The organism is Streptomyces sp. GESEQ-35, from assembly GCF_017948485.1.
Classification (GTDB): domain Bacteria; phylum Actinomycetota; class Actinomycetes; order Streptomycetales; family Streptomycetaceae; genus Streptomyces.
In genome coordinates this window covers 417,005-443,270 of record NZ_JAFFSX010000005.1, presented here as the reverse complement: position 1 = coordinate 443,270, position 26,266 = coordinate 417,005, and the positions used below count along the sequence as shown (strand labels likewise).

The following is a 26,266-nucleotide window of genomic DNA, read 5'->3' as shown; positions in this document are numbered from 1 at the left end:
TTGCGACCAGCCGACGTGGCCCGGCCCAACTCCGGCGGCAGCCGGAACGACTTAAGTGAACGGTTAACCAGCCATTGACACCGTTGGCAACCGGGCGCGCAATGACCGGACACGCCGCCCGGTGGGGACCGGGCGAGACAGGGGGGATGCGGCATGCAGGTTCCCGCTCCGTTCGAGTACCAGCGGGTGCACAGCGTCGGGGAGGCGATCGCGCTCCTCGACCGACTGGGCGATACGGCACGGCTGGTGGCCGGCGGACACAGTCTGCTCCCGATGATGAAGCTCAGGCTGGCAAACTTCGAGTACCTGATCGACATCAACGAGCTCCATGGCGAACTGGGCTACATCCGCGTCGAGCCGGGCCTGATCCGCATCGGCGCGATGACCCGTCACCGCGAGCTGCTGGAGTCCGACGAACTCGCCGCCGCCTTCCCGGTGTTCCACGACGCCGAGCGCGTCATCGCCGATCCCGTCGTGCGCAACCGGGGCACGCTCGGCGGGTCCCTGTGCCAGGCGGACCCGTCCGAGGACCTGTCCGCCGTGTGCACCACGCTCGACGCCTCCTGCGTGATCCAGGGTCCGGACGGCGAGCGGGTGGTGTCCATGGAGGACTTCCACCAGGGCCCGTACGAGACCGCCGTCGGCGACGCGGAAATACTCACCGAGGTCCGCTTCCCGGTCCGCTCCCGCGGGTCGAGCGCGTACGAGAAGGTCGAGCGGCGTTCCGGTGACTGGGCGGTGGTCTCGGCGGGCGCCGCGGTCTGGCTGGACGAGGACGGGCTGATCGCCGACGCCCGGGTCGGGCTCGCCGCCGTCGGCCCCAACACCGCGGGCATCCCCGGGATCGCTCAGGCCCTGCGCGGGCAGCGGCCCGCTCAGGAGCTGTACACCCGGGCCGGGGACATCGCCGCCGAGGCCTGCTCCCCCGTCACCGACCGCCGGGGCAGCGCCGAGTACAAGCGGCATCTGGCGAAGGAGCTGACCGTGCGCGTGTTGCGCCGGGCCGTGGCCAGGGTCAACGGACAGGAGGTGTGATCGTGCAGGTCACCATGACCGTCAACGGCGATGAGGTCACGCGGGAGATCGAGGGACGGCTGCTCCTGGTGCACTTCCTGCGCGACGACCTCGGGCTGACCGGCACGCACTGGGGGTGCGACACCAGCAACTGCGGTACCTGCGTGGTGTGGTTGGACGGCGAGCCCGTCAAGTCCTGTACGGTGCTGGCCGCGATGGCGGGCGGGCACGAGGTACGCACCGTCGAGGGCCTGGAGCAGAACGGTGAACTCGACCCCGTGCAGCGCGGGTTCATCGAGTGCCACGGTCTTCAGTGCGGCTTCTGCACCCCCGGCATGATGATGACCGCACGCGCCCTCCTCGACCGCGATCCGGACCCCTCCGAGGAGGAGATCCGCGAGGCGATCTCGGGGCAGATATGCCGCTGCACCGGTTACTCCAGCATCGTCCGCTCGATCCGCTGGGCTGCCGCGGAGGAGGCAGGAACCCGTACGACGGCCCCGGAACCGGCCACCGGTACCAGTGCCACGGAACCGGCCGCGGCGACCACCTCAGGGAGCGCGTCATGACCACCGTCGCCGGAAACGGGCACCGCACGGCGTTCGTCGACAACGACCAGAAGCCCTGCGGCCACGGGCGGATGCTGCGCAAGGAGGACGCCCGTTTCGTCCGCGGCAAGGGCCGCTACGTCGACGACCTTCAGCTGCCCGGCATGCTGCATCTGGCGGTCCTGCGCTCGCCGCTCGCGCACGCGCGGATCGTGTCCGTCGACACCACCCTGGCCGAGGCCCACCCCAAGGTCCGCCTGGTGGTCACCGGCGCCATGCTCGCCGAGAAGGGCCTGGCCTGGATGCCGACGCTCTCCAACGACGTGCAGGCCGTCCTCGCCACCGACAAGGTCCGCTTTCAGGGCCAGGAGGTCGCCTTCGTCGTCGCCGAGGACCGCTACTCGGCCCGTGACGCGCTGGAGCTGATCGACGTCGAGTACGAGCCGCTGGACCCGGTGATCGACGTACGCACCGCCCTGTCCCCCGACGCGCCCGTCATCCGCGACGACCTGGAGGACAAGCGCGACAACCACTGCTTCGACTGGGAGACCGGCGACGCCGGGGAGACCGACGCCGCCTTCGCCCGCGCGGACGTCGTGGTGAGCGAGGACATCGTCTACCCGCGCGTGCACCCGGCCCCCATGGAGACGTGCGGCGCGGTCGCCGACTACGACGCGGTCGACGGCAGGCTCACCCTGTGGTCCACCACCCAGGCCCCGCACGCCCACCGCACCCTGTACGCGATCGTCGCCGGGCTGCCCGAGCACAAGATCCGGGTCGTCTCCCCCGACATCGGCGGCGGCTTCGGCAACAAGGTCCCGATCTACCCCGGTTACGTGTGCGCCATCGTCGGTTCGCTGCTCATCGGCAAGCCCGTGAAGTGGATGGAGGACCGCGCGGAGAACCTCATCAGCACGGGCTTCGCCCGCGACTACGTCATGCGCGGCGAGATCGCGGCGACCCGGGACGGGCGGATCCTCGCCCTTCGCACCCACGTGCTGGCCGACCACGGCGCGTTCAACGGCACCGCCGCACCCGTGAAGTACCCGGCAGGCTTCTTCGGCGTCTTCACCGGCAGCTACGACATCGAGGCCGCCTACTGCAAGATGACCGCCGTCTACACCAACAAGGCGCCCGGCGGCGTCGCGTACGCCTGTTCGTTCCGCATCACCGAGGCCGTGTACCTGGTCGAGCGGATCGTGAACTGTCTCGCGTACGAGCTGGGGATGGACCCGGTCGAGCTGCGCATGAAGAACTTCATCCGGCCCGAGCAGTTCCCGTACCGCAGCAAGACCGGCTGGGTGTACGACTCCGGGAACTACGCGCCCACCATGGAGCTGGCCAGGCAACTCGCCGGCTACGACGCGCTGCGCGCCGAGCAGGCCGAGAAGCGGGCCCGCGGCGAACTCATGGGCATCGGGGTGTCGTTCTTCACCGAGGCGGTCGGCGCGGGCCCGCGCAAGGACATGGACATCCTCGGGCTCGGCATGGCCGACGGCTGCGAGCTGCGGGTCCATCCCACCGGGAAGGCCGTGGTGCGGCTGTCGGTGCAGACCCAGGGGCAGGGCCACGAGACGACGTTCGCGCAGATCGTCGCCGAGGAACTCGGCATCCCGCCCCAGGACATCGACGTGGTGCACGGCGACACCGATCAGACGCCGTTCGGGCTCGGCACCTACGGCAGCCGTTCGACCCCCGTCTCCGGCGCCGCCGCTGCCCTGGTCGCCCGCAAGGTCCGCGACAAGGCCCGGCTGATCGCGTCCTCGATGCTGGAGGTGTCGGTCGCCGACCTGGAATGGGAGAAGGGCTCCTTCCACGTCGCGGGCGACCCCAAGGCATCGGTCACCATCCAGGACGTCGCGATGCGCGCCCACGGTGCCGGCGACCTGCCCGAGGGCGTCGAAGGGGGTCTGGAGGCGCAGATCTGCTACAACCCGGAGAACCTCACCTATCCGCACGGTGCCTACATCTGTGTGGTCGACATCGACCCGGGCACCGCGAAGGTGAACGTGCGCAGGTTCATCGCCGTCGACGACTGCGGCACCCGCATCAACCCGATGATCATCGAGGGGCAGGTGCACGGCGGTCTCACCGACGGAGTCGGCATGGCGCTGATGGAGATGATCTCCTTCGACGAGGACGGCAACTGCCTCAGCGGTTCGCTGATGGACTACCTCATTCCGACCGCATTGGAAGTCCCCGACTGGGAGACCGGGTTCACGGTCACGCCGTCCCCGCACCACCCCATCGGCGCCAAGGGAGTCGGCGAGTCCGCGACGGTCGGCTCGCCGCCCGCGATCGTCAACGCGGTGGTGGACGCACTGGGGCCGTTCGGCATCCGGCACGCGGACATGCCGCTGACGCCCTCACGGGTGTGGGAGGCGATGCAGGGCAGGCCGACCCCGCCGATCTGAGCAGCGCCGTACGGGAGTTGTCGAGGAGGTGGTGCAGATGCCCAAGACGGTGAGTGCGCGTGCGCTCGAACTGGCCGAGCGGCGCGTACCGTTCGTGCACGCGCGCGTGGTGCGCGCCCAGGCTCCCGCGTCCGCGCATCCGGGCGACGAGGCCATCGTGTACGGCGACGGCACGATCGACGGATTCGTCGGCGGCGTGTGCGCCGAGGGCTCGGTGCGTACGGCCGCGCTGGGCGCCCTGCATGACGGCGGTCCGTTGCTGCTGCGCGTCCTGCCGCAGGGCGAGGCCGAGTTTCCCCAGACGCCCGGCGCCCGGGTCGTGGTCAACCCCTGTCTGTCCGGCGGCGCATTGGAGATCTTCCTTGAGCCCGTGCTGCCGCCGCCCCTGATCGAGGTCGTCGGGCACACCCCGATCGCCGAGGCATTCGTTGCGCTCGCGGACGTCCTCGGCTACGTCACGGAACGCTCGCTGCCCGACGGACCGCCCGCCGAACAAGCGGCGGCAGTGATCGTGGCCGGACAGGGCCGCGGCGACGCCGAGGCCCTGCGCGCCGCCCTCGACGCGGAGGTGCCGCACATCGCGCTGGTCGCCAGCCGTCGCCGCGGCTCAGCCCTCCTCGACGAACTGGGTCTCACCGAGGAGGACCGGGCCCGGATCCACACCCCGGCCGGGCTGGACATCGGCGCCCGCACCGCGCCCGAGATCGCGCTGTCGATGCTGGCGGAGGTGGTGCGTGCCGTACGAACGACCAGGACACCGCTGCCCGTGGCCGACCGGCCGACCACGGCCGTGGACCCGGTCTGCGGAATGTCGGTGACCGTGAGCGCCGACACCCCGCAACTGACCGCCGGGAAGGACGAGTTCTGGTTCTGCGGGACCGGCTGCCGGGACCGCTACGCCGCGGGGCTGGTGGGCTAGAGGGTGAGCGAACTGTTCACGGACGCCGACGACGTACGCGGGCACCTCGCCGAGGTCGGCCACCTGGTCGACGAGGGCTTGGCGACCGCCCTCTTCCTGGCCACGGTCCTCGACCGGCCGCTGCTGCTGGAGGGCGAGCCCGGCGTCGGCAAGACCAGCGCGGCCAAGGCACTCGCCGAGGCCCTGGACACCTCGCTGATCCGGTTGCAGTGCTACGAAGGGCTGACGGCCGGCGAGGCGCTGTACGAGTGGAACTACCAGCGCCAGTTGCTCGCCGTGCGGCTCACCGAGGCACACGGCCGGGAACTCGCCGAACCCGACCTGTTCACCGAGGAGTTCCTGCTCGACCGGCCCCTGCTGCGGGCCGTGCGCCACCGGGGACCTCTGCCGCCCGTCCTGCTCATCGACGAGATCGACCGGGCCGACGACGAATTCGAGGCGCTGCTCTTCGAGTTCCTCGGCGAGTGGGCCATCACCATCCCGGAACTGGGCACGTTCGCCGCCGTACGGCCGCCGGTCGTGATCCTCACCTCCAACCGCAGCCGCGAACTTCACGACGCCCTCCGCCGCCGCTGCCTGTACCACTGGATCGACTTCCCCACGCCCGAACGCGCGGCGGAGATCCTGCGCCGCTCGGTGCCGGCCGCGAACGAACCGCTGATCGCGTCCGCGACGGAGTTCATCGGCAAGATCCGTGCGCTGGACCTGGACAAGGCGCCCGGCATGGCGGAGGCGATCGACTGGGTCTCCGCGCTCGCCGCGTTGCGCGTCTCCCGATTGGCGCGCCGCGATGTCGTCGGCACGCTCAGCGCCATCGCCAAGAGCCTCGACGACCGCACCGCAATCACGGAGGCCCTCGAAGAAACCGGGGCTCTCGAAGAACTCGGCTTCTCCGCAGGCTCCGACCCCTCCGACCGCTCCGACCAAGCGAGGGAACCATGAAGATCGACAACGAGTTCGGCGTCGACGTCCCCGTCGAGCAGGCGTGGGAGGCGCTCACCGATCTGGAAGGCCTCGCTCCGTGCATGCCGGGTGCCCAGCTCACCGGCGTCGAGGGCGACGTCTACCGCGGGCGGGTGCGGGTCAAGGTCGGGCCCGTGGTCAGCCAGTTCGCGGGCACGGCACGCTTCGTGGAGAAGGACGACAGCGCCCATCGCGCCGTGATCAGCGCGGCGGGCAAGGACATGCGCGGACAGGGCAACGCGACCGCGACGATCCACGCCCTGCTGCGTCCCGAGGGCGCGGGCACGGTCGTGACCGTCAGCACCGACCTCAGCATCAGCGGGAAGCTGGCCCAGTTCGGCAGCGGCATGATCAAGGAGATCTCGGAGAAGCTGTTCGCCCAGTTCGTCGACAACGTGGAGGCACAGCTGCTGGCTCCGGCAGAGCCGGCGAACCCGGTACCGGACACGGGTCCTGCGACACCGGACACGAGTCCTGCGACCGCACCCGCACAGACCGAGGCGGCGGATGAGCCGCTCGACTTGATGCGACTGGCCGGGACGTCCGTGTACAAACGGCTGATCCCAGTGGTCGTCGGGGTCGCAGTGGTCGCCGTGGTGATCTACCTGCTGGTGCGATGACCCAAGCCGATCCGCTGCTGCCCGCCATCGACCGGGCCGCCTTCGCCGTGGCACTCACCGACCGGCTCAGGCAACGGGGCGTACCCGTCGGTCTCACCGCGGCGCGGGACTTCGTGAACGCGCTCGCCGCCTCCGCTCCCGACTCGCGGACCGCGCTGTACTGGACGGCCCGAGTCACCCTCGTACGGGACCACCCGCACCTGACCCGATTCGACGAGGTATTCGATTCCGTCTTCGGCGGGTTCCTGCTCGCGGTTGACCCGCCCGCCCGCCGGAACGGCCACGGAAGGACGGTAGGCAGGGACAACTCCCACGCAGCGCTGCCCGCTGACGCCGGCGCTCCCGTTGTCGGTCCGGGCCTGCCCTGGGTGACCCTGCCGCCCGTCGTCGCGGACGCGGAGCATCGTGACGACCACCGGCAGACCGTGCCGGAGCGGCTACCGAGCGATCTGGCGGGTGCGGTGGACACGCCGTTCGAGCAACTGGGCGCGCGGGAGGCCGAGTTGCTGGGCCTGTGGCTGGAAACGGCACTGCGGGAGTGGCCCACGCGCCGTTCCCGCCGGTACGCGGTGCGCCGGGGCGGTCCCCGAGTGGCGATCCGCGAGACCGTGGCTCTGGCCCGCCGCACCGGATGGGAACCGGTCCGGCTGGTCCGCACCGGGCCCACGGACCGGCCGCGCCGGGTCGTCGTGCTGTGCGACGTGAGCCGGTCGATGCAGGCGCAGACGGTGGCGTACCTGCACCTCATGCGGGCACTCGCGCGGACGACCCGCGCCGAGGTCTTCGCGTTCGCTACGTCGTTGACGCGGCTCACCGCGGTGCTCGCGCACCATTCGGCGGAGACCGCCTTCGACGAGGCGACGGAGCGGGTCGCCGACCGGTTCGGGGGCACCCGGATCGCGCACTGCCTGGATGCGCTGCTCACCTCGCACCACGGCGGCACGCTGCGCGGCGCCGTCGTCCTCATCGGCTCGGACGGCTGGGACGGCGATCCGCCGGAGCGGCTCGCCGCGGCCATGGCCCGGCTGCGGCGCCGCGCGCACGCGGTGATCTGGCTCAACCCGCGTGCGGGCGCCCCCGGTTTCGAGCCGCGCACGACGACGATGGCGGCGGCACTGCCCCACGTCGACCTGCTGCTGCCGGCCGACACCTTCGGCGCGCTGCTGCGGGTGCCCGGCGAGGTCGCGCGCCACACGCCCCGGCGCGGCCGTACGGCCCGCCCCGCGCGGCCCGGCCCGATCTCACGGTGACCGGCCCGATCCCCCTGTGGCCGGCCCGAGGCCGCGTCCCGACTGATCCGGTCAACTCCACAGGGTCACGTGAATGGCCGGCCGGAAGCGGCCCGCGGTGACACCATTCGCGCCGCGCAGCATGGCCTGGGTGGCGCGGGGCGTGGTGACGAAGCGCCGCAGCTCGGCGGCGGCCGGCGTCGTCTCGCGGTCGGCGAGGGCGAGCAGGTTCCAGGAACCGCGGGCGGGCAGCTGGGGACCGTTGAGCTGCTGGAGGTCGCCGTCGGCGAGCTCCTTCGCCACGGCGAACACCACCGCGAGGGCCACGCCCTTGCCGCGCTTGGCTTCGTCCAGGGCGGCGGCATGGCTCTGGAAGATGCGCTGGTTGTGCTCGGGGACGCCCAGTCGGCGCAGCACGGTGGGCACCATGCCCAACCTGCCGACGGCCGAGGGACCGAGCAGCCAGGTCTGCTCACGAAGCTCCGCGGCACCGGCACCGGCACCGCCGACCGCGAGTGGATGGTCGGGGCCCACGACCGTGATCACCTGGTAATTCAGAAAGGGGGTACAGGTCATGGCGTCGCCGACGGTGGCGGGCGGAGGCCCGATGGCCACGTCGACGGCTCGGGCCACCAGCAGGGACCCGAACCTCTGCGGATCGTGCACGCTCAGTTCGACGTCCAGGTCGTCGGCGCGCCGGGCGAACACCTCGATGAGACCGGCGGCGGCGTACTCGGCGAACAGGCTCGATGCGGCGACGCGCAACAGCCGCCGTCCGGAGCCGGCCTGCCGCACCTCGATGACGGTCAGGTCCTGCAACCCCAGCATCTCCGTGGCACGGCTGGCGAGCCGCAGCCCGCCGGGCGTGAACGCGAGTCCGTGGCGGGTGCGGGTGAAGAGCTTGTCGCCGAGTTCCCTGCGCAGATGCGCTATGTGTGTGGAAACGGCGGCCTCGGTCACGGCGAGATCGGCAGCCGCGCCCTTCACGGAGCCAAGGCGGACGGTCGCCGCGAAGGCCCGCAGCTGTGCCGGGGTCAATGACGACCTCCCCCGCTCACCACGGGTGCCCATCACCTGTGACCGGTTTCTCACGCTAGCGCACGGGATAGCCGGGATCCACAGCTGCGCCAAGAGGCGACGGCATCTCTGTACGCAGGCCAACTCCCTTTGTTCGTAACGGTGCACGTGCCGCGTGGCGCAGGGCGGGAGGGCAAGGGTGTCAACGGACTGCGAGGACGGCTTCCTGCCCCTGCTTGGTCCCCGGCCACAGTGGTACAGACGTGACGTCGGCCGCCCGCAGCGACCGCCTACGCCCTTGCCCCAGCTGCCCGTCCCGCCTAGCCTGAGTTTGTGCCGCTAATAAACAAAATCCGAAGGCACAACGCCGTGCCGGCCAACACCCTCACCAAGCTCCGCATCACTCTCACCGTCTTCTTCGCCCTGGACGGCCTCATCTTCGCCGGCTGGGTCGTCCGCATCCCCGCGATCAAAGAGCAGACCGGCGCCTCCGCCACCACCCTCGGCCTCGCCCTCCTCGGCGTGTCCGCCGGCGCGGTGGTCACGATGATGGTCACCGGCCGCCTCTGCCGCCGCTACGGCAGCCACCGCATGACCGTGATCTGCGGAATCCTGCTCTCCCTCAGCGTCGCGCTACCACCGCTCACCCACTCGGCACTGGCCCTCGGTACCGTCCTGCTCCTGTTCGGCATGGCATACGGCGGGATAAATGTCGCCTTCAACAGCGCGGCAGTCGACCTGGTGAGAACTCTGCAACGGCCCATCATGCCCAGCTTCCATGCGGCCTTCAGCCTCGGTGGCATGGTCGGCGCGGGTCTCGGCGGGCTCGTCGCCGGAGCGCTGTCCCCTACGGAACATCTGCTCGGCCTCACCGTGATCGGACTGCTCGTCACCACCCTCGCGGGCCGCTCCCTGCTGCGCATCCGGCCCCCGGCACCCGCGGAGAGCGCCTCGCAGGAGAAGCCCGCGCCGCGCCGCCTGGACACCCGCACCCGAGGGCTCGTCATCACCTTCGGCCTGATCGCACTGTGCACGGCCTACGGCGAGGGAGCCCTGGCCGACTGGAGCGCGCTGCACCTGGAGCAGGACCTGCACGCGACGGCGGGCGTCGCGGCGATCGGCTACTCCTGCTTCGCGCTCGCCATGACCATCGGGCGGCTCACCGGCACACAGCTGCTCGAACGCATCGGCCAGACCCGCACGTTGGTGTACGGCGGCACGACCGCCGCGGCCGGCATGTTGCTCGGCGCGCTCGCTCCCGCCCTGTGGGCCGCCCTCCTCGGCTTCGTGATCACCGGCCTCGGCCTCGCCAACCTCTTCCCCGTAGCCGTCGAACGCGCCGGTGCACTCGCCGGCCCCGACGGAGTCGCGATCGCGTCCACGCTCGGCTACGGCGGCATGCTCCTCGGCCCACCCGCCATCGGGTTCATGGCGGACTGGTTCTCCCTCCCTGCCGCCCTCACCAGCGTGGCAGTCCTTGCCGCCACCGCAGCCGTCATCGGATTCAGCACACGACGTGCGGCAGAGCGCTGATCCCTGCCCTCCCGCGGATCACCCGGGATGCGCCTCGGCCGGGCCGCCGCTGCTGCCATTGCCCGCGTTGGGCCAGCAGTGTTCCAAGACAGCGAGCAGCGCGCTCATCACGCGATCGCGGCCTCGACGAGTTGCGGTCGGCGGGTCTGACGGCGTTCCAGATGCACGACGACGTGGGCGTAGAAGCGGTCCACGGCGTCGTCGACACTGCGGATGAAGCCGGACTCGGCATTGCCACGGGTGCTGCCCATGCCCTTGACGAGGGTCAGGCGAAAGCCGGCAACCGGGGAGCCGTCTTTGGGAAGGATGTCGGCCGGTTCGGGGCGCAGCCGTTCCAGGGTGGCACGCGGCCCCACGCCCTGGCTCTCGACGAGGGTCTCGACGTGGAGATCGGCGGGCGCTTCGGCGAGCTGGCGAATCAGGCGCTTGGCCCAGGTGAGCGGGTAGCCCTGCTCCGGCGCAGGCACCTCGATCGACATGCGTAGCTTGCCGGTACACAGGTCGGCGACGATGGTCATGATGCCCGGTGTGCCGTCGATGCGGAGTTCGGCGTTCAGGCGGCCGTTCTCGCAGAAGCCGTCTGCCAGTGTGGCGCGGCGGGTCTGAGGATCAGTGCCGCGCTTGGCGCGCTGCACGGGCAGAACCTTCTGCCCCAGTTCGCCGCCCAACCGCAAGCACACTTGCCGCACGAGCCGTTCCCAGCTCTCGACCACTGCCACGGCCCGTTGATCGCCCTGGCAGAGCGTCTCTTCCTCGATCCCCCTGCGCACCGGAACCCAGGCCGGGCCCATGTTCTGGAAACCATGGCAGCCGGAGTTCTCGTGCTGGAGATAGTGCAGCAGCTCGTGGAGGAGCCAAGCGTGGGCCGCGTTACTGACGCCTTCGTGGCGAATCAACATCTGCGCCTGGTGAGCGACCTCCGCCCAGGAAAGGTGCCAGAGGGTGACCTTGTTCTTTCGCCGCTTGTCGATCTTCACGTCGACGAGCGGTCTGCCCTCGAGTTCAACGTCGTTGGTCAGCGTGATCACGGCTTCGTAGCCGCGCCGGGCTGCGATGTCCACGTAGTCCTGTACCTGCTCGGCCTTCAGCGGGTTGCCGTTGGTCTTGGTTTCCACCAAGGCGGTCCACAGTTTGCCCGCGCGCTCGACGCGGATGACTCCGTCCGGGCGCTTGGGAGTGTCCCCGTGCGGCAGGGAGACTTCGGTGAAGGTCTCCATCCGACCGGCAGGGGCGCCGAATGCTGCGGTGAGCCGGCGCCCGAACTCCGGTACCTGGGCCATCACCGAGAGCAGGACGGATGTCGCCCGCATCTCCCGCTCCCCGTCGTTCTTGAGGGTGGACGCCGGGAACAGCCGGGCCTGCCGCCACGTGTCGCTCTCAGCGAGCGACTTCCGAAGCGTCTTGGGAAGAGTGACCTTCTTCTTGGCGGTTCGAGGACGCCGCTTCTTCTCGGCAGCGGCTTCGGGAGCCACGAGTTGTGTTGGTACGGTCACCGCGCTTTCGGCGGCCGGGTCCTCGCCAACCATCGCGGAGGGCGTCGAGCCCGCACCCGCCACAAGCTGCCGCGACTCCTCCGCATCGGCTTCCTCGGGGTCGTCGTCCACGTCAATGCCGAAGTCTGTGGCCAGACCCGCCAATCCGGTCTCGTATCCCTGGCCGACAGCACGGAACTTCCACTCGCCGGCCCTCCGGTACAGCTCCCCGAAGATGAACGCGCTCTCCGACCCCGCGTCGGCGATGGAAAACCCGAGGAGAGCCTCGCCCGTACGGTCGGCGATTGTCACCCGCAAGTCGTCCAGATCGCCAAAGCGTGCGCTCCCGTAGCGGCTCGCGGCCACGACCACGCGCTCCACCTCCGCCGCCATCGCGGACAGATCAAGGCTGATGCGGTCCTCGCTGCCGTTGGCGGTCGGTACTTTGCCGAGCAACTGCACGCTGCCATCAGCTGCGGTCGGGTTGTTGTAGAAGAAGAAGTCCGCATCACTGCGCACCTTGCCGTCCGCATCCAACAGCAGTACGGAAACGTCTGCGTCCCCGTCTGCCATGGCACTGCACCAGGACAGACTCAGCACCACAGACCCGACGTCCTCGCTCAGAGCCCCCAGCCCGACATTGGCGCCCTTCACCATCTCCAGCATGTCGCCCCCCAGCGCGCCGGCCAGTGCTGAGCCCTCCCCAGGGCAGCACGACCGATCATGAAACGTGTACACAGCACATTCGGCTGCGTAAACGCACTTTAGCGCCGATGCGCGTGTTGTGATATTTGTCCCACTGAAAAGAACTCACCTGCTGGGGGCCGGACTTGCCACCACGTGCGTGGCGCGCACAGCCGGCCAACGTAAGCGGTGTGAAGCATCAAACGAAGTTGCACAGTACGGAGTACAACTGCGCAGGTTTGCCTCGCCCAGAAACGGTGAGGCGTCCCGGATGTCGCGTCGCCTTGCCACAGCAGTCACAGCAGTCACACCGGCCAGACCCGTATCGGGCTGCGTGCGTTCCCCACGGAGTTCGCAGGGGACGATGTGGTGACCCAGGCAACGGACACCGCGCACGATCGCGCCATGCCCCCGGCGCACGAGGGGACGAAGCAGCGCGACGCGTTCTTCGACAACGCCAAGTACCTGGCGATCGTGCTGGTGGCGATGGGCCACGCATGGGAGCCGCTACGCGACGGAAGCCGGAGCGTCACGGCGCTCTACACGCTCGTGTACGCCTTCCATATGCCGGCGTTCATCGTCATCTCCGGCTATTTCTCCCGCGGTTTCGATGCGAGCCCGGAGCGGCTCAAGCGGCTGGTGACCGGTGTCTTCGTCCCCTATGTCATCTTCGAGACGGCGTACACCCTCTTCACCAGGTGGACCGACCAGGTTCCGGACCGCCCGGTGAGCTTGCTGGATCCCCTGTATCTGACATGGTTCCTCGCGGCGCTGTTCGTCTGGCGGCTGACCACCCCGCTGTGGCGATTGGTGCGCCGGCCCCTGCCGGTCGCGCTCGCCGTCGCGATGCTCGCGACGATGGCGCCGGCCATCGGCAAGGACCTCGATCTTCAGCGCACCATGCAGTTCCTGCCGTACTTCGTGTTGGGCCTGTCCCTGAAACCCGAGCACTTCCGGCTGGTCCGCCGCCCCGAGGTACGCATGCTGGCCGTGCCGGTGTTCATGTGTGCGTTCGTCGCGGCGTACTGGGCGGTGCCGCGGATGAGCGGCGCCTGGTTCTACCACCGTGACAGCGCCCAGGAACTCGGCGCACCGGCCTGGTACGGGCCCGTCATGACGCTGGTCACCTTCGGCTGCTCGCTGCTTCTGGTCGCCTGTTTCCTCGCCTGGGTGCCCGGACGGCGCATGTGGTTCACCGTGCTGGGCGCGGGCACCTTGTACGGCTATCTGCTGCACGGGTTCGTGGCTCAGGGCGCCAAGTTCTGGGGCTGGTACGACCCGGCCTGGGTCCATCGGCCGCTGGGCGCGATCGCCGTCACCGTGGTGGCGGCCGGCATCGTCACCGTGCTGTGCACCCCGCCCGTACGGCACGTCTTCCGCTTCGCCTTGGAACCAAGGATCACCTGGGCCTTCCGGCGAAGTCCCTTTCACGTTCCGAGGGCGGCCGCACCCGGCCGGCGCACCATATAGACGTCGATCGGATCCTGAGCCTCCACGGTGAACCCGTGGCGCTCGTACAGTCGCCGGGCGGCGCTGCCCCGCAGGACATTCAGGCGGACGAGCACGTGGTCGGCGTCGATCTGCTTCAGCAGTGTGCGCAGGACAGCCGACCCGAGCCCCCGGCCCTGGAGGCCCGGAGCGAGATAGAAGTGCTCCAGCCACCGCCCGTCCTCGGCCGGGCGCACCGTGACACAGCCCGCGAAGGCGCCCTCGGCCACGACGACCGACGTGTGCTGCGGGGAGAAGGAATCCCGCAGCCGCTGCCGGACCCGATGCTCGTCGAACCGTCCCAACCGCTCCAGGTCCGGGCGCATCACGGTTGCCCGCAGCTCCGCGATCGCCTCGACATCCGCCGGCTCAGCAGGACGCAACACCCACTCCGCGGGAGCGTCCGACACGATCGCCCGCGCCACCTGACCCAGCTGCATCCCGTCCGCCCGCCCACCTGTTCCTCCCATGGCCGGAGTATCTCAACGGTTCACTGCAACCACGTACGCAACAAGATCGTGCAAGTCCCCACCGACGCCCCCTACTCCGAGACCGAGGGACTCGGCAACCGCTGCGTCACCCGCCACAGCCGGCGCGGCAGTTCGCCCTCCTCGAAGGCGTACACGTCGACCCCTTCCCAGCCCTCCGCCAGCTCCTCCACCAGCGTGCGGTCGAAGAAGTGCACCGCGAAGCCGCCTTGCTCGAAGATGTCGTCGCCGTGGGAGACGCCGAGGCCGTAGTGGGCGTCACCGATGTGGCGGACGGTGTAGACGAGGGCGCCGCCCGGGCGCAGTACGCGGCGGACCTCGGTGACGAGCGCGTGGATCTCCTGCGTGGACAGGGCCATGCACATCAGCATGTGCGCGAACGCCCCGTCCACCGACGCGTCGGGCAGCGGCAGGGGCTCGCGTACGTCGTGGACCGTCGTCGTCACCGACAGGCCGGACTCGGCCGCCCTGGCGCGGAGTTGCTCCAGGCCCTCGGTGCTGAAATCCGTGGCCTGCACGGCGAAGCCCTCGCGGGCGAAGTACAGGGCGTCCCGTCCGTGGCCCGCGCCCAGCTCCAGCACCTCCCTCGCCCCGGTCCGCCGGAAGATCGCGGCGGCGTGCGTCGCGGGAGCGGACGGCTCTTCGCCGTACATGCCCGGATGACCGGCGTACGTCCGTTGCCAGTGACGCCGCTGCCACCGAGCCAGTGACGCGTCCCGATCCCGCTCGCCCATCGGCACTCCTCCGTTCCGCGAAACCCCGACGGGGCCGAGGGCAGCCTAAGGTCCACGCACGGCGTTCTCCGGGAACCCGGCAGCCGGCCGCTGCGCTCTTCCCCTCGACCGCACTCCATACGGCACACTCGGCCCATGGAGACACCCGAGTTCGTAGGGACCGTGGACCGGGAGGGCCGGTTGCTGGCCGCGGCCGCCGAGGAGGCGGGGACCGACGCGAAGGTGCCGACCTGCCCGGACTGGCAGGTGCGGGACCTGCTGCGACACACGGGGATGGTGCATCGCTGGGCGGCGGCCTTCGTGGCCGAGGGACACACGTCGTACCACCCCGACGGCGGTCTGCCCGACCTCGACGGGACCGACCTCGTGGCCTGGTTCCGCGAGGGGCACCGGAATCTCGTCGACACCCTCACCTCTGCCGCACCCGACGTGCAGTGCTGGCATTTCCTCCCCGCGCCGTCGCCGCTCGCGTTCTGGGCGCGGAGGCAGGCGCACGAGACCACCGTGCACCGTTTCGACGCCGAGCTGGCCCGCGGCCGTACGCCGTCCGAGATCGACCCCGGCTTCGCGGTGGACGGCATCGACGAGCTGCTGCTCGGCTTCCACGCCCGACGCAGGAGCGCCGTCCGCACCGATGAGCCCCGAGTGCTGCGGGTACGGGCGACGGACACGGACGGCGCGGTGTGGACCGTACGACTGTCTCCGGAGCCGCCCGCGGCCGCCCGCGACAGCGTCCCGGCCGCCGACTGCGAGATCAGCGGTCCGGCGGCTCGGCTCTATCTGTCCCTCTGGAACCGGCTGCCGTTTCCCGCCGTCACCGGCGACGCCTCACTCACCGCGCTGTGGCGGGAGAAGTCCGCCGTCACGTGGAGCTGAGATCCGCCGTCACGTGGAGCTGCTGCCGGCGAGCATCCGCGTCAGCACCTCGCGCTGCACCGGCAGCACCTCGCCGTGCAGTGTGCGCCCCTTCGCGGTGAGGGCTACCCGGACGCCCCGCCGGTCCTCCGGGCACATGGCGCGCTCGACGAGGTCGTCCTTCTCCAGCCGGGCGATCAGCCGTGACAGCGCGCTCTGGCTGAGATGGACCCGCTCGGAGATCTCCTGCACGCGGTAGGCACACGAGTCTCCGGACAGCACATCCAGCACCTCGAAGTCGCTTGCGCACAGGCCGTGTTGGTGGAGTGCGCGGTCGAGTTCGCACTGCGTGCGGGCATGCAGTGCCAGCATGTCCCGCCACTGTTCCACGAGCGCCTGTTCGGGCTTCTTCGCCGCCATAGCGCGGCACCGTAGCAGAGGGGCCGCTTTATTGCATCAGAATTAAATGCGCTTGCATTTGATGCATGCGCATGTAGTGTCTGCGGCATGACCTCTCCGCTCACCACTCCCCCATCCCAGGGGCACTGGACCCCTCGGCTGTGGGGCACCCTGCTGGTGCTCTGCGCCGCGATGTTCCTGGACGCGCTGGACGTGTCGATGGTCGGGGTCGCGCTGCCGTCCATCGGCGCCGACCTCGGTCTGTCCACCTCGACGCTGCAATGGATCGTCAGCGGCTACATCCTGGGATACGGCGGCCTGCTGCTGCTCGGCGGACGGACCGCCGACCTGCTCGGCCGACGTCAGGTCTTCCTGGTGGCCCTGGGCGTGTTCGCGCTCGCCTCGCTGCTCGGCGGGTTCGTCGACTCGGGCCCGCTGCTGATCGCCAGCCGTTTCATCAAGGGCCTGAGCGCGGCGTTCACGGCGCCCGCCGGCCTGTCGATCATCACCACGACCTTCCCCGAGGGCCCGCTGCGCAACCGGGCCCTGTCCATCTACACCACCTGCGCGGCCACCGGCTTCTCGATGGGCCTGGTGCTGTCCGGTCTGCTCACCGAGGCCAGCTGGCGCCTGACGATGCTGCTGCCCGCGCCCATCGCCCTGATCGCCCTGATCGCCGGCCTGAAGCTGCTGCCGCGCAGCGCCCGCGAGAAGGACCACAACGGATACGACATCCCCGGCGCCGTTCTCGGCACGGCATCGATGCTGCTGCTGGTCTTCACCGTCGTCCAGGCCCCGGAGGCCGGCTGGGGTTCCGCCCGCACGCTGCTGTCCTTCCTCGCCGTCGCCGTGCTCCTGACGGTGTTCGTCCTCGTCGAGCGGCGTTCGCCGGGCCCGCTGATCCGGCTCGGTGTACTGCGCTCCGGCAGCCAGATCCGCGCCCAGCTCGGCGCGATGGCCTTCTTCGGGTCGTACGTCGGCTTCCAGTTCCTGGTCACCCTCTACATGCAGTCGCTGCTCGGCTGGTCCGCACTGCACACGGCGCTCGCCTTCCTGCCCGCGGGCGCGCTGGTGGCGCTGTCGTCGACGAAGATGGGCTCGATCGTCGACCGGTTCGGTACGCAGCGGCTGATCGCGGCGGGCTTCGCGCTGATGGTCGTCGGGTACGCGCTATTCCTACGCGTCGACCTCGACCCGGTCTACGCGGCCGTGATCCTGCCGTCGATGCTGCTCATCGGCGCCGCCTGCGCGCTGGTCTTCCCGTCGCTCAACATCCAGGCCACCAACGGCGTCGAGGACCACGAGCAGGGGATGGTCTCCGGTCTGCTCAACACCTCGGTCCAGGTGGGCGGCGCGATCTTCCTGGCCGTCGTGACGGCGGTGGTCACCGCGGGCGCTCCCGAGAACGCCACCCCGCAGGCCGTCCTCGACAGCTACCGGCCCGGCCTGGTCGTCATCACCGGCATCGCCGTCGCCGGGCTGCTGATCACGCTGACGGGCTTGCGCACCAGTCGTCCGCAGCAGTCCGTCGTCGTCGCCAAGTCCACAGTGAAGGAAGCGGAGGCAGAGCGCGTCGCGGTACGCGACTAGGCGCTCCGCTGGGTGGTGCCGCGGTGGACGTCGGTCCGCTGCGGCGCCATCGTGGCTGGTCGCTCCCCCAAGTTCTCGGCTTCGCTCGAACCCGGGGGGACCTCCATCGCGGCGGAGCCGCACATCGACACAGACCCGCGCCGCTTCGGGGCGCTGACGAACCGCATCCGATCTGCTCAGGGGGCTCGCCTCCCACACCGTGCGCCCGGCGGGGCCTGCTTGCTCCGCCGGGCGCACGCTTGTGAGACTGTGCGGATGAGCGAATACGGGGGACGGCGCGATCAGGCCCGGCGGGACGCGATCACCGTCGAGATCGGATACGCCTTGCTCAGCGCGGCGTTCGCGGCGGCCGTCGTCTTCGGAGCCGTCGCCGGTCCGGCGCTGCTCTTCGAACTACCGGACAGCGTGGAGACGTTGGTCCTGCGCACCGGGCTCGTCCTCGCACCTGTGCTCTTCGTCGCCCGGGCCGTCAGCGTGCTGATCCGTTTCCGCTCGGCGCCTCAGCCCAGCCAGCCCGGCCGTACCAACCCCGACTCGTAGGCCAGCACGACGAGTTGGGCGCGGTCACGGGCGCCCAGCTTCACCATCGTGCGGCTGACGTGGGTCTTGGCGGTGAGCGGGCTGACGACCAGGCGGCGGGCGATCTCCTCGTTGGACAGGCCGATGCCGACCAGGGCCATCACTTCCCGTTCCCGTTCGGTGAGTTCGGCGAGGGCGTCGGCGGCCGCGGGCTCCTTGGAGCGGGCGGCGAACTCGGCGATCAGGCGGCGCGTCACGCCCGGCGAGAGCAGCGCGTCGCCCCCGACCACCGCCCGTACGGCGCGCAGGAGTTCCTCCGGCTCGGTGTCCTTGACCAGAAAGCCGGAGGCACCCGAACGGATCGCCTCGAAGACGTACTCGTCGAGTTCGAAGGTGGTGAGCATGACCACCTTGACGTCCTCCAGCGCACTGTCGTCGGTGATGCGGCGGGTCGACGCCAGCCCGTCGAGCTTGGGCATGCGGATGTCCATGAGGACGACGTCGGGGCGCAGTTCACGCACCATCCGCAGCGCCTCCTCGCCGTCGGCGGCCTCCCCGGCGACCTCGATGTCCGGCTGGGCGTCGAGCAGCGCCTTGAAGCCTGCGCGGACCAGGGACTGGTCGTCGGCGAGCAGTACGCGGATCACCGGTCGTCCTCCTTGGCCTTCACCTTCAGCGGCAGTACCGCCAGCACGCGGAATCCGCCGTCGTCGCGCGGTCCCGCCTCGATCGTCCCACCCAGGGCCGCGGCCCGCTCCCGCATTCCGGCCAGTCCGTTGCCGCTGCCGCCGGCGTCGGCGCCGGTCGCGGGCCCGTCGTCGTCGATGCGCAGCCGTAGCGCGCCACCGTCGTGATCGAGGTGCACGCGCGCGTGCCGCGAACCCGAGTGCCGTACGACATTGGTGAGGGCCTCCTGGACGATGCGGAACGCGGCGAGGTCGGCGCCCGGCGCGAGCGGCGGAGGTTCGCCCTCGACCTGGACCGTGAGGCCAGCGCTCGCCGCCTGCTCCACGAGTTCGGGCAGCCGATCAAGTCCGGGCGCCGGCGCACGTGGCGCGTCACCCGGCGTGCGCAGCGTGTCGAGCACCTGGCGGACCTCGCCGAGCGCCTCCTTGCTGGCGGCCTTGATGGTGGTGAGCGCCGTGCGCGCCTGCTCGGGGTCGGAGTCCAGGAGCGCGAGGCCGACACCGGCCTGCACATTGATCACGGAGATGCTGTGCGCGAGGACGTCGTGCAGCTCGCGCGCGATGCGCAGCCGCTCCTCGTCGGCGCGCCGCCGCGCGGCCTGCACCCGCTCGGCCCGTTCCCGGTCCCACTGCTCACGCCGCGCCCGGACCAGCTCGGCCAGCGCGACGATGGCGACCACCCAGGCGGCGACGACACCCTCCTGCCCCCAGGCCGGGGGCCCGTCCCCGGACGGCGGCAGCCAGCGGTACAGCCAGTGCGCGATCAGCACATGCCCGACCCAGAGCATCCCGACGGCCGCCCAGGCGGCCCGCCGGTGCCCCGAGACGATGGCGCTGAAGCAGCCCACCGCCACGGCGAGGAAGATCGGCCCGTACGGATACCCGGCGCCGAAGTAGATCATGGCGGCCGTCGCGGTGCCGAAGACGACCGGGACCGGATACCGCTTGCGCCACAGCAGCTGGACGCAGGCCACGACCAGCAGCGCCCGCGCGAAGGGGTCCAGGGCAGCGCGCTCGCCGACCTGCTCCTCGGCGGCGAAGTTGGACCCCGCGAGCACGAACACGGTGAGCAGCGCGGTGGAACGCCACGGCCACCGGACACCCCGTTCCTCGTCGTCCCACCGGTTCAACCACGGCGGCCCGTGCCGCCACCAGTGCGGCGGGCCTCCCCCGCGTCCGAGCTGCTTGTCCATGTCCGCCACGCTAGACGCCGCAGGCCGCCGCGGACGTCAGCCGGGGGAGGTGATCAGACGTACTCCCCGCGAAGTACGTCCTCGCTCTCCCGCACCCGCAGCCGGCGCAGCGGCTTCGGCGCCCACCAGTTCGCGCGCCCCGCCAGCCGCATCGTCACCGGCAGCAGCACGACCCGGATGAGGGTGGCGTCGACGAGGATCGTCAGGGCGGTCCCGATGCCGAGCTCCTTGAGAAAGACGACGCCTCCGGTGGCGTACGACAGGAAGGACAGCGCGAGGATCCCGGCCGCTGCCGTGATCAGTGGGGCGCTGCGCCGGATGCCTTCGCCGACCGCCCGCTCGGTGTCGCCGGTCCGGTCGTGTTCCTCCTTGATGCGCGCGAGCAGGAAGACCTCGTAGTCCATGGAGAGTCCGTACGCCACGCAGAACATCAGCACCGGGATGCTCGGCTCGATCGAACCCGTGGGGGTGAAATCCAGGAGCCCGGAGAGGTGACCGTCCTGGAAGACCCAGACCAGGCAGCCGAACATCACCGACAGGCTGAGCAGGTTCAGCACCGTCGCCTTCGCGGGCAGCAGCACGCTCCCGGTCATCAGGAAGAGGATCGCGTACGTCGCCACCAGCACGATCCCGACGGCGAGCGGGAGCCGTTCGAGGAGCGTGGAGCGGAAGTCGGTCATCTCGCCGGGGTAGCCGCCGACCAGGGCGGGAGCGGGTGCCGGGGTGTCCCTGACGCGTTCCACGAAGGCGGGGACGTCGCCGTACATGGCCTGCTGGGTGGGTACGACGGCCAGGCGCACGCTTCGGTCGGGTGCTGTCAGCCGGTCCTGGCCGGGGGCTGCGGTGCGCACGCCCTCGCGGTAGGTGCCCTCGGGTGCGTCGACCTGGAACACGCCCGGGATGCGGGAGAGTTCGGCGGCGTACGCGCGCGTGTCGGCCGGTTTGCCGAGGACGACCTGGACGGTGTCCGTGGGTTCGGCGGCGAACTCCCGGTGCACGATCTCGGAGGTGGTCCGCGAGGACGTGCCCTCGGGGAGGGTGCGCTCGTCGGGGAGGCCGAAGCGCAGGCCGAGCAGGGGTGCGGCGGCGACGAGCAGGACCGTGAGGACGCCGGCGCCGGCGAGGAGCGGGCGTCGCATGGCGGCGAGGGCCGTGCGGTGCCAGAAGCCGGAGGCGGGCGCGGTGGGCCGCTCCACCCGGTGGCCCCACCGCCCGAGCGCGGCGGGCAGAACGATCACCGCCGCGGCGACCGCGATGAGGACGACGAGGACACCGGCGTACGCGAACGACCTGAGGAAGAAGAACGGGAACACGAGCAGCGCACACAGCGACACCGCGACCGTGACTCCGCTGAAGACGACGGTCCGCCCGGCCACGACGGTCGCCCTGAGGACGGCCGCCTGCTGATCCCGGCCCGCCGCGCGCTCCTCCCGGTACCGGTTGATCACGAACAGGCTGTAGTCGACGCCGAGTCCGAGGCCGAGCACCAGGGCCAGGTTCGCGGCGAACGTCGACACCTCGGTGAACTGAGCGAGCAGGCGCAGCCCGGCGAGGGTGCCGATGACGGAGAACAGTCCGACTCCGACGGTCAGCAGAGCGGCCGTGGTGCGCCGGTAGACGAGGATCAGCAGGAGGAGCACGGCGGGCAGCGCGAAGGCCTCCGCGCGCAGGAAGTCGGTGCGGGCCTGCTCACTGACCTGCCGGGAGATCTCCTCCTGGCCGCCGACCCGGACGTCGAGTTCGTCGGTGGTGCGCGTCAACTGAGGTGAGAGGGTGGCGAGTTCCTCGCGGATCGCGGTGGCGGTGCCTTCGAGGTGGGCCAGGATCAGGGCGCGGCTGCCGTCCTCGCCACGCAGGGCGGGGCTGCCGGCGTCCCAGTACGCGGTGACGTCCGTGACGAGCGGCAACTGCTCGACGTCGGCGGTGAGTTCACGGGCCGCCCGTTCGGTGCGCGGACTGTCCACGTCGCCGTCGCGGGCCGTGACGAGCAGGGCGAGGTTGGGGTTGCCGGTGCCGAAGCCGTCGCGCAGCCTGTCCCCCGCGCGCACGGACTCCGTGCCGGGGGAGCTCCAGCCCGAAAGGTCGAGGTCGTCCTGGGCACCCGCGCCGTACGCACCGAGGCCGAGGAGGACGAGGGTTGCGCCGATCAGCACGGCACGGCTGTACCGCACGGCGAGTCGGCCGAGCCGGGTGAGCATGAAGTCACCTTTCTGCGGGGGCTGGTGTGCTCGATCACCGTCGGCCGGGGCGCTGGAAGGCCCGCTGGAAGATCCGCTGGAAGACAGGGTCCGCGTTAGGCTCGGCACATGGGGACAACGGGGACTGCGCACGGCCCGCACATGGCGCTCGCGGCGGCCTCACCCGCCCTGCGTTTCGAACTGCTCGGCCCGCTGCGCGCGTTGCGCGACGGTGTGGAGATCCCGCTCGGCCCACCCAAGCAACGCGCGGTACTCGCCGTACTGTTGCTCCAGGAGGGGCGCCCCTTGTCCTACGACGGCCTGGTCGAGGCCGTGTGGGGCGGGACGCCGCCGGTGCATGTGCGCAACCTGGTGCAGAAGTACGTCTCCGGGCTGCGCCGTGCGCTCGGGGACGGGCCTGAACTGTCGTGGACCGGCACCGGATATCTGCTCACCGGCGCCGGGGCCGACGACCTGCGGGAGCGGCGCCGCCTGGTGGACGAGGCGCTGGCCGCGCGGGACGCGGGCGAGCTGCGCCGGGCCGGTGAACTGGCCCGGCGTGCCGAGGAGTTGTGGCGCGGCGATTTCGCCGAAGGCCTACAGGCGCCTTACCTGGCGGCGGAACGGCTGCGCTGGGCCGAGAAACGGCTCACCGTCCTCGAGGCCCGGCTGGCCGGAGCGATCGAACTCGGCCAGTCCTTCGAGTACGTCCATGAACTCGTCCGGCTCGTGGCGGCACACCCCCTGCGCGAACGCCTCGTCGAGTTGCTGATGCTGGCGCTGTGCCGCACCGGCCGGCCGACGGACGCGCTCACGGCGTACGAGGGGGCGCGGCAGCGGCTCGCCGAGGCGATGGGCGCGGATCCGGGGCCCGCACTGCGGTCGCTGCACGAGCGGATCCTGCGCCAGGACCCGGTGTTGCTGCCGTCGCCCGTGGTACCGGTGCCGTAGATCCCCTGAGCGGGCCGGGCGAAGTCGTATGCGGTTCCGCAGCGCCCCAAAGGGGCGCGGGGCTGTATCAATGTGCGGCTCCGCCGCGTGGGCGCGACCAGCCACAACGGACCCGCAGGCGACCGACGACCCATCACGGCACCCCGCGGAGCGCTCAGCGGGCCGTGGCGCGGCCCTGCTGCGGATACACCAGGCCCACGCCGTGAGCGAGTTGAGCCACGGCATGCCGGAAGAACGTCTCGCGGTCCTCCACGACCCGGTGGAACTGACCGAACAGCTCGAACCCGACCAGCCCGTACAGCTGCGCCCAGGCCGCGACGAGCGCCGTCACCGTCTCGGGCGGCAGGTCGGGCGCGAGGTCGGCCGTCATCCGTACCGCCTCGGGGCGCAGTTCGGCGGGCAGCGGCGGCCTGGCCAGGCCGAGGCCCTGGTGCGCGTCGCGGACGATGCCGATGAGGAGGAGGCCGACCCGGGAGGCGGCGGGGACGGTGTCGTCGGGTGCGGTGTAGCCGGGGACCGGCGAGCCGTAGATCAGCGCGTACTCGTGCGGATGCCCGAGCCCCCAGGCGCGTACCGCCTCGCACACCGCGACCCAGCGCTGGGCGGGCCCGGCGTCCGCGGCTTTCTCGTGCGCCGCTTCCGCGCTCTGGCCCACGGAGTTGTAGGCGTCGATGATGAGGGCGGTGAGCAGGTCGTCGCGGCTGGGGAAGTAGCGGTAGAGCGCGGAGGAGGCCATGCCGAGTGCGCGGGCAACGGCCCGCAGCGAGAGCTTGGCGGCGCCTTCGGCCGCGAGCTGTTTGCGCGCCTCGTCCTTAATGGCGGCGGTGACCTCGATCCTGGCTCGGGCGCGGGCTCCTTGTGCGGTACTCATACGAAGGAGTGTTCCATGTTTTTGGAGCACTGCACACAAACGCGAGCAGTGAACTCAAAAGAGAGCAGTGCTCTTGCTTTGGATCACTGATCTCGGGCACACTTTCACCAGCATCGAGAGCAGTGCTCACAAAAGCGAGCGCCGCTCTTCCACCATCGATGGGGGTCCCCGATGTCCATGTCCACCCACGTCCAGAAGCCCGGCTGGTTCACGGTCAACGTCTTCAACCGTTCCGTGGCATGGATGACGCGCCGCGGCGTCAGCGTCTGGGGCTCCCGGGTCCTGGCCGTCCGCGGCCGCAAGAGCGGCGAGTGGCGCACGACACCGGTCAACCTGCTCACCGTGGACGGCACGCAGTACCTGGTGGCGCCCCGCGGTCACGTCCAGTGGACGCACAACATGCGGGCCGCGGGCGGCGGCGAGCTGCGGCTCGGCAAGAACGCGGAGACGTTCACGGCGACCGAGGTCGCCGACGACGACAAGGCCCCGCTGCTGCGCGCCTACCTCAAGCGCTGGAAGGCCGAGGTCGGCGTGTTCTTCAAGGGTGTCGGCCCCGACTCGTCCGACGAGGAGCTGCGTCGCATCGCCCCCGACCACCCGGTGTTCCGGATCACGGTCACGAGCTGACGTCACCGGCCTCGCCGCCGACGGGGCGGCGGTCCAGCGCGGTCAGGGCGCGCTGGGCCATCGGATGCGAGCGGACGAGCTCGCCGAGGGACGTCGAGCCACGCGTGATGTCCGCGAAGGCCTTCCAGGCCGGCCGGAAACCGGACAGCGCCGCGTGGAAGAGCCCGGGGCGCCGCTCGAACAGGGTCAGCAGCCGCTTGCCGACCGCCATCTCCACACCCAGGCCCGCCTTGATGGCGAACGCGTAGTTCAGGGCCTGGCGCCGGGCGTCCACCGCGTCGTTCGCCTCGCCGATCCGTACCGCCCACTCCCCCGCGAGCCGCCCCGACCGCAGCGCGAACGAGATGCCCTCGCGCGTCCACGGCTCGAGCAGCCCCGCCGCGTCCCCGCACACCAGCACCCGCCCGCGTGACAGAGGCGAGTCATCGGCACGGCAGCGCGTCAGGTGGCCGGAGGAGATGCTGGGTTCGAATCCGGCGAGCCCCAGCCGCCCGACGAAGTCCTCCAGATACCGCTTCGTCGCCGCGCCTTCGCCCCGCGCCGAGATGACCCCGACCGTCAGCGTGTCCCCCTTGGGAAACACCCACCCGTAACTCCCGGGCATGGGCCCCCAGTCGATGAGCACCCGCCCCTTCCAGTCCTCGGCGACCGTCTCCGGCACCGGGATCTCCGCCTCCAGGCCCAGATCCACCTGGTCGACCTTCACCCCGACGTGCGCGCCTATGCGGCTGGCGCTGCCGTCGGCCCCGACGACCGCGCGCGCGAGCAGCGTCTCACCGCCCTGGAGGACGACGGCGACCGTGCGCCGGTCCGGCACCGCCGAGCCGTGCTGCTCGACCCGCGCCACCGTGACGCCCGTACGCAGCTCGGCGCCCGCCTTCTGCGCGTGCTCGACGAGCTGCTGGTCGAACTCGGGCCGGTTGATCAGGCCGAACAGCATCTGCCTGGAGCGGCGCGTACGCGTGAAACGTCCGTTGTTGGAGAACGTGACCGCGTGCACCCGGTCCCGCAGCGGCAGCTCGAAGCCGGGCGGCAGGGAGTCGCGCGAGGGGCCGATGATGCCGCCGCCGCATGTCTTGTAGCGCGGCAGCTCGGCCTTCTCCAGCAACAGGACGCGTCGCCCCGCGACCGCCGCCGCATACGCGGCCGAGGCCCCCGCGGGTCCCGCGCCCACCACGACGACGTCCCACACCTGCTGCACGTCGTTCGCCGAAGAGTTCTCGCTGCTCACGATGGTCTACTGCTCCTGATCAAGCCGCTGCCGCACCTGTCTCC

24 protein-coding genes are annotated in these 26,266 nt (G+C 70.7%); 14 read left to right on the top strand and 10 right to left on the bottom strand.

Going from position 1 to position 26,266, the window contains the following annotated elements; all coding sequences use genetic code 11:
- Positions 1-153 precede the first annotated feature (153 nt).
- The 7 genes from KCH87_RS13620 to KCH87_RS13590 are packed head-to-tail and all read left to right on the top strand — an operon-like array spanning position 154 to position 7,728.
- Positions 154-1,035 carry a xanthine dehydrogenase family protein subunit M gene (locus KCH87_RS13620; RefSeq protein ID WP_210586286.1) on the top strand — a complete coding sequence of 294 codons (882 nt, stop codon included), beginning with the start codon at positions 154-156 and terminating at the stop codon, positions 1,033-1,035.
- Positions 1,032-1,583 carry a (2Fe-2S)-binding protein gene (locus tag KCH87_RS13615; protein WP_374198998.1) on the top strand — a complete coding sequence of 184 codons (552 nt, stop codon included), beginning with the start codon at positions 1,032-1,034 and terminating at the stop codon, positions 1,581-1,583. Before KCH87_RS13620 ends, KCH87_RS13615 begins: the two co-directional genes overlap by 4 nt.
- Positions 1,580-3,976 carry an aerobic carbon-monoxide dehydrogenase large subunit gene (locus KCH87_RS13610; protein ID WP_210586285.1) on the top strand — a complete coding sequence of 799 codons (2,397 nt, stop codon included), beginning with the start codon at positions 1,580-1,582 and terminating at the stop codon, positions 3,974-3,976. Before KCH87_RS13615 ends, KCH87_RS13610 begins: the two co-directional genes overlap by 4 nt.
- A gap of 37 nt (positions 3,977-4,013) precedes the next feature.
- Complete coding sequence (locus KCH87_RS13605; protein WP_210586284.1) at positions 4,014-4,895, top strand: XdhC family protein; 882 nt, start codon at positions 4,014-4,016, stop codon at positions 4,893-4,895.
- 3 nt (positions 4,896-4,898) lie between these two features.
- Positions 4,899-5,837 carry a MoxR family ATPase gene (locus tag KCH87_RS13600; RefSeq protein WP_210586283.1) on the top strand — a complete coding sequence of 313 codons (939 nt, stop codon included), beginning with the start codon at positions 4,899-4,901 and terminating at the stop codon, positions 5,835-5,837.
- Positions 5,834-6,478: an SRPBCC family protein gene (locus KCH87_RS13595; RefSeq protein ID WP_210586282.1), complete on the top strand. Its 645-nt coding sequence runs from the start codon at positions 5,834-5,836 to the stop codon at positions 6,476-6,478. Before KCH87_RS13600 ends, KCH87_RS13595 begins: the two co-directional genes overlap by 4 nt.
- Entirely contained in the window at positions 6,475-7,728 is a 1,254-nt protein-coding gene (locus KCH87_RS13590; RefSeq protein WP_210586281.1) for a VWA domain-containing protein, read from the top strand. Before KCH87_RS13595 ends, KCH87_RS13590 begins: the two co-directional genes overlap by 4 nt.
- A gap of 51 nt (positions 7,729-7,779) precedes the next feature.
- Here the strand turns inward: KCH87_RS13590 and KCH87_RS13585 are convergent, their stop codons facing one another.
- The gene (locus KCH87_RS13585; RefSeq protein ID WP_210586280.1) at positions 7,780-8,745 is read right to left on the bottom strand and encodes a LysR family transcriptional regulator; all 966 of its coding nucleotides are present in this window, start codon (positions 8,743-8,745) and stop codon (positions 7,780-7,782) included.
- Between the two features lie 348 nt (positions 8,746-9,093).
- Between KCH87_RS13585 and KCH87_RS13580 the strand changes: the two genes are divergently transcribed.
- Complete coding sequence (locus KCH87_RS13580; RefSeq protein ID WP_210586279.1) at positions 9,094-10,257, top strand: MFS transporter; 1,164 nt, start codon at positions 9,094-9,096, stop codon at positions 10,255-10,257.
- Positions 10,258-10,364: 107 nt separating this feature from the next.
- On the opposite strand, the gene KCH87_RS13575 is transcribed toward KCH87_RS13580, so the two are convergent.
- Entirely contained in the window at positions 10,365-12,386 is a 2,022-nt protein-coding gene (locus KCH87_RS13575) for a TerD family protein (RefSeq protein ID WP_210586324.1), read from the bottom strand.
- Between the two features lie 432 nt (positions 12,387-12,818).
- Between KCH87_RS13575 and KCH87_RS13570 the strand changes: the two genes are divergently transcribed.
- On the top strand, positions 12,819-13,883 hold the full coding sequence (locus KCH87_RS13570) for an acyltransferase family protein (RefSeq protein ID WP_210586278.1): 1,065 nt from the start codon (positions 12,819-12,821) through the stop codon (positions 13,881-13,883).
- Here the strand turns inward: KCH87_RS13570 and KCH87_RS13565 are convergent.
- Together KCH87_RS13565 and KCH87_RS13560 are read right to left on the bottom strand one after the other, a co-directional pair.
- Positions 13,841-14,341, bottom strand: coding sequence for a GNAT family N-acetyltransferase (locus tag KCH87_RS13565; protein WP_210586323.1), 501 nt, complete (start codon positions 14,339-14,341; stop codon positions 13,841-13,843). The genes KCH87_RS13570 and KCH87_RS13565 overlap by 43 nt on opposite strands.
- Before the next feature lie 101 nt (positions 14,342-14,442).
- Positions 14,443-15,123, bottom strand: a complete 681-nt coding sequence (locus KCH87_RS13560) for a class I SAM-dependent methyltransferase (protein WP_210586277.1) — start codon at positions 15,121-15,123, stop codon at positions 14,443-14,445.
- Between the two features lie 135 nt (positions 15,124-15,258).
- Here KCH87_RS13560 and KCH87_RS13555 point away from each other — a divergent pair, with 135 nt between their 5' ends.
- Positions 15,259-15,999 (top strand): maleylpyruvate isomerase family mycothiol-dependent enzyme, encoded by a 741-nt coding sequence (locus tag KCH87_RS13555; protein WP_210586276.1) that lies wholly within the window; start codon positions 15,259-15,261, stop codon positions 15,997-15,999.
- A 9-nt stretch (positions 16,000-16,008) separates the two neighbouring features.
- On the opposite strand, the gene KCH87_RS13550 is transcribed toward KCH87_RS13555, so the two are convergent.
- Entirely contained in the window at positions 16,009-16,398 is a 390-nt protein-coding gene (locus KCH87_RS13550; protein ID WP_210586275.1) for a MarR family winged helix-turn-helix transcriptional regulator, read from the bottom strand.
- Between the two features lie 87 nt (positions 16,399-16,485).
- Here KCH87_RS13550 and KCH87_RS13545 point away from each other — a divergent pair, with 87 nt between their 5' ends.
- Positions 16,486-17,967 (top strand): MFS transporter, encoded by a 1,482-nt coding sequence (locus tag KCH87_RS13545; RefSeq protein WP_210586274.1) that lies wholly within the window; start codon positions 16,486-16,488, stop codon positions 17,965-17,967.
- Positions 17,968-18,222: 255 nt separating this feature from the next.
- Entirely contained in the window at positions 18,223-18,507 is a 285-nt protein-coding gene (locus tag KCH87_RS13540) for a DUF6332 family protein (RefSeq protein WP_210586273.1), read from the top strand.
- Here the strand turns inward: KCH87_RS13540 and KCH87_RS13535 are convergent.
- From KCH87_RS13535 to KCH87_RS13525, 3 genes are read right to left on the bottom strand one after another with little or no spacing between them, the layout of a single operon-like run.
- Positions 18,468-19,133, bottom strand: coding sequence for a response regulator transcription factor (locus KCH87_RS13535; protein WP_210586272.1), 666 nt, complete (start codon positions 19,131-19,133; stop codon positions 18,468-18,470). The two genes, KCH87_RS13540 and KCH87_RS13535, sit on opposite strands and share 40 nt — an antisense overlap.
- The gene (locus KCH87_RS13530; RefSeq protein ID WP_210586271.1) at positions 19,130-20,365 is read right to left on the bottom strand and encodes a sensor histidine kinase; all 1,236 of its coding nucleotides are present in this window, start codon (positions 20,363-20,365) and stop codon (positions 19,130-19,132) included. Before KCH87_RS13530 ends, KCH87_RS13535 begins: the two co-directional genes overlap by 4 nt.
- Before the next feature lie 53 nt (positions 20,366-20,418).
- Positions 20,419-22,563 (bottom strand): MMPL family transporter, encoded by a 2,145-nt coding sequence (locus KCH87_RS13525; RefSeq protein ID WP_210586270.1) that lies wholly within the window; start codon positions 22,561-22,563, stop codon positions 20,419-20,421.
- 108 nt (positions 22,564-22,671) lie between these two features.
- Here KCH87_RS13525 and KCH87_RS13520 point away from each other — a divergent pair, with 108 nt between their 5' ends.
- Complete coding sequence (locus KCH87_RS13520) at positions 22,672-23,493, top strand: AfsR/SARP family transcriptional regulator (protein ID WP_210586269.1); 822 nt, start codon at positions 22,672-22,674, stop codon at positions 23,491-23,493.
- A 154-nt stretch (positions 23,494-23,647) separates the two neighbouring features.
- On the opposite strand, the gene KCH87_RS13515 is transcribed toward KCH87_RS13520, so the two are convergent.
- A complete protein-coding gene (locus KCH87_RS13515) occupies positions 23,648-24,364 on the bottom strand; it encodes a TetR/AcrR family transcriptional regulator (protein WP_210586268.1) in 717 nt (238 codons plus the stop codon).
- Between the two features lie 177 nt (positions 24,365-24,541).
- Here KCH87_RS13515 and KCH87_RS13510 point away from each other — a divergent pair, with 177 nt between their 5' ends.
- A complete protein-coding gene (locus tag KCH87_RS13510; RefSeq protein WP_210586322.1) occupies positions 24,542-24,991 on the top strand; it encodes a nitroreductase family deazaflavin-dependent oxidoreductase in 450 nt (149 codons plus the stop codon).
- Here the strand turns inward: KCH87_RS13510 and KCH87_RS13505 are convergent.
- A complete protein-coding gene (locus KCH87_RS13505; RefSeq protein ID WP_210586267.1) occupies positions 24,981-26,222 on the bottom strand; it encodes a geranylgeranyl reductase family protein in 1,242 nt (413 codons plus the stop codon). The two genes, KCH87_RS13510 and KCH87_RS13505, sit on opposite strands and share 11 nt — an antisense overlap.
- Between the last annotated feature and the right edge of the window lie 44 nt (positions 26,223-26,266).

Coding starts and splice junctions, on each gene's coding strand:
- KCH87_RS13620 (WP_210586286.1), top strand. CDS start 154: ATGCAGGTTCCCGCTCCGTTCGAGTACCAGCGGGTGCACAGCGTCGGG.
- KCH87_RS13610 (WP_210586285.1), top strand. CDS start 1,580: ATGACCACCGTCGCCGGAAACGGGCACCGCACGGCGTTCGTCGACAAC.
- KCH87_RS13605 (WP_210586284.1), top strand. CDS start 4,014: ATGCCCAAGACGGTGAGTGCGCGTGCGCTCGAACTGGCCGAGCGGCGC.
- KCH87_RS13595 (WP_210586282.1), top strand. CDS start 5,834: ATGAAGATCGACAACGAGTTCGGCGTCGACGTCCCCGTCGAGCAGGCG.
- KCH87_RS13590 (WP_210586281.1), top strand. CDS start 6,475: ATGACCCAAGCCGATCCGCTGCTGCCCGCCATCGACCGGGCCGCCTTC.
- KCH87_RS13575 (WP_210586324.1), bottom strand. CDS start 12,386: ATGGTGAAGGGCGCCAATGTCGGGCTGGGGGCTCTGAGCGAGGACGTC.
- KCH87_RS13570 (WP_210586278.1), top strand. CDS start 12,819: ATGCCCCCGGCGCACGAGGGGACGAAGCAGCGCGACGCGTTCTTCGAC.
- KCH87_RS13565 (WP_210586323.1), bottom strand. CDS start 14,341: ATGCAGCTGGGTCAGGTGGCGCGGGCGATCGTGTCGGACGCTCCCGCG.
- KCH87_RS13560 (WP_210586277.1), bottom strand. CDS start 15,123: ATGGGCGAGCGGGATCGGGACGCGTCACTGGCTCGGTGGCAGCGGCGT.
- KCH87_RS13555 (WP_210586276.1), top strand. CDS start 15,259: ATGGAGACACCCGAGTTCGTAGGGACCGTGGACCGGGAGGGCCGGTTG.
- KCH87_RS13550 (WP_210586275.1), bottom strand. CDS start 16,398: ATGGCGGCGAAGAAGCCCGAACAGGCGCTCGTGGAACAGTGGCGGGAC.
- KCH87_RS13545 (WP_210586274.1), top strand. CDS start 16,486: ATGACCTCTCCGCTCACCACTCCCCCATCCCAGGGGCACTGGACCCCT.
- KCH87_RS13540 (WP_210586273.1), top strand. CDS start 18,223: ATGAGCGAATACGGGGGACGGCGCGATCAGGCCCGGCGGGACGCGATC.
- KCH87_RS13530 (WP_210586271.1), bottom strand. CDS start 20,365: ATGGACAAGCAGCTCGGACGCGGGGGAGGCCCGCCGCACTGGTGGCGG.
- KCH87_RS13525 (WP_210586270.1), bottom strand. CDS start 22,563: ATGCTCACCCGGCTCGGCCGACTCGCCGTGCGGTACAGCCGTGCCGTG.
- KCH87_RS13520 (WP_210586269.1), top strand. CDS start 22,672: ATGGGGACAACGGGGACTGCGCACGGCCCGCACATGGCGCTCGCGGCG.
- KCH87_RS13515 (WP_210586268.1), bottom strand. CDS start 24,364: ATGAGTACCGCACAAGGAGCCCGCGCCCGAGCCAGGATCGAGGTCACC.
- KCH87_RS13510 (WP_210586322.1), top strand. CDS start 24,542: ATGTCCACCCACGTCCAGAAGCCCGGCTGGTTCACGGTCAACGTCTTC.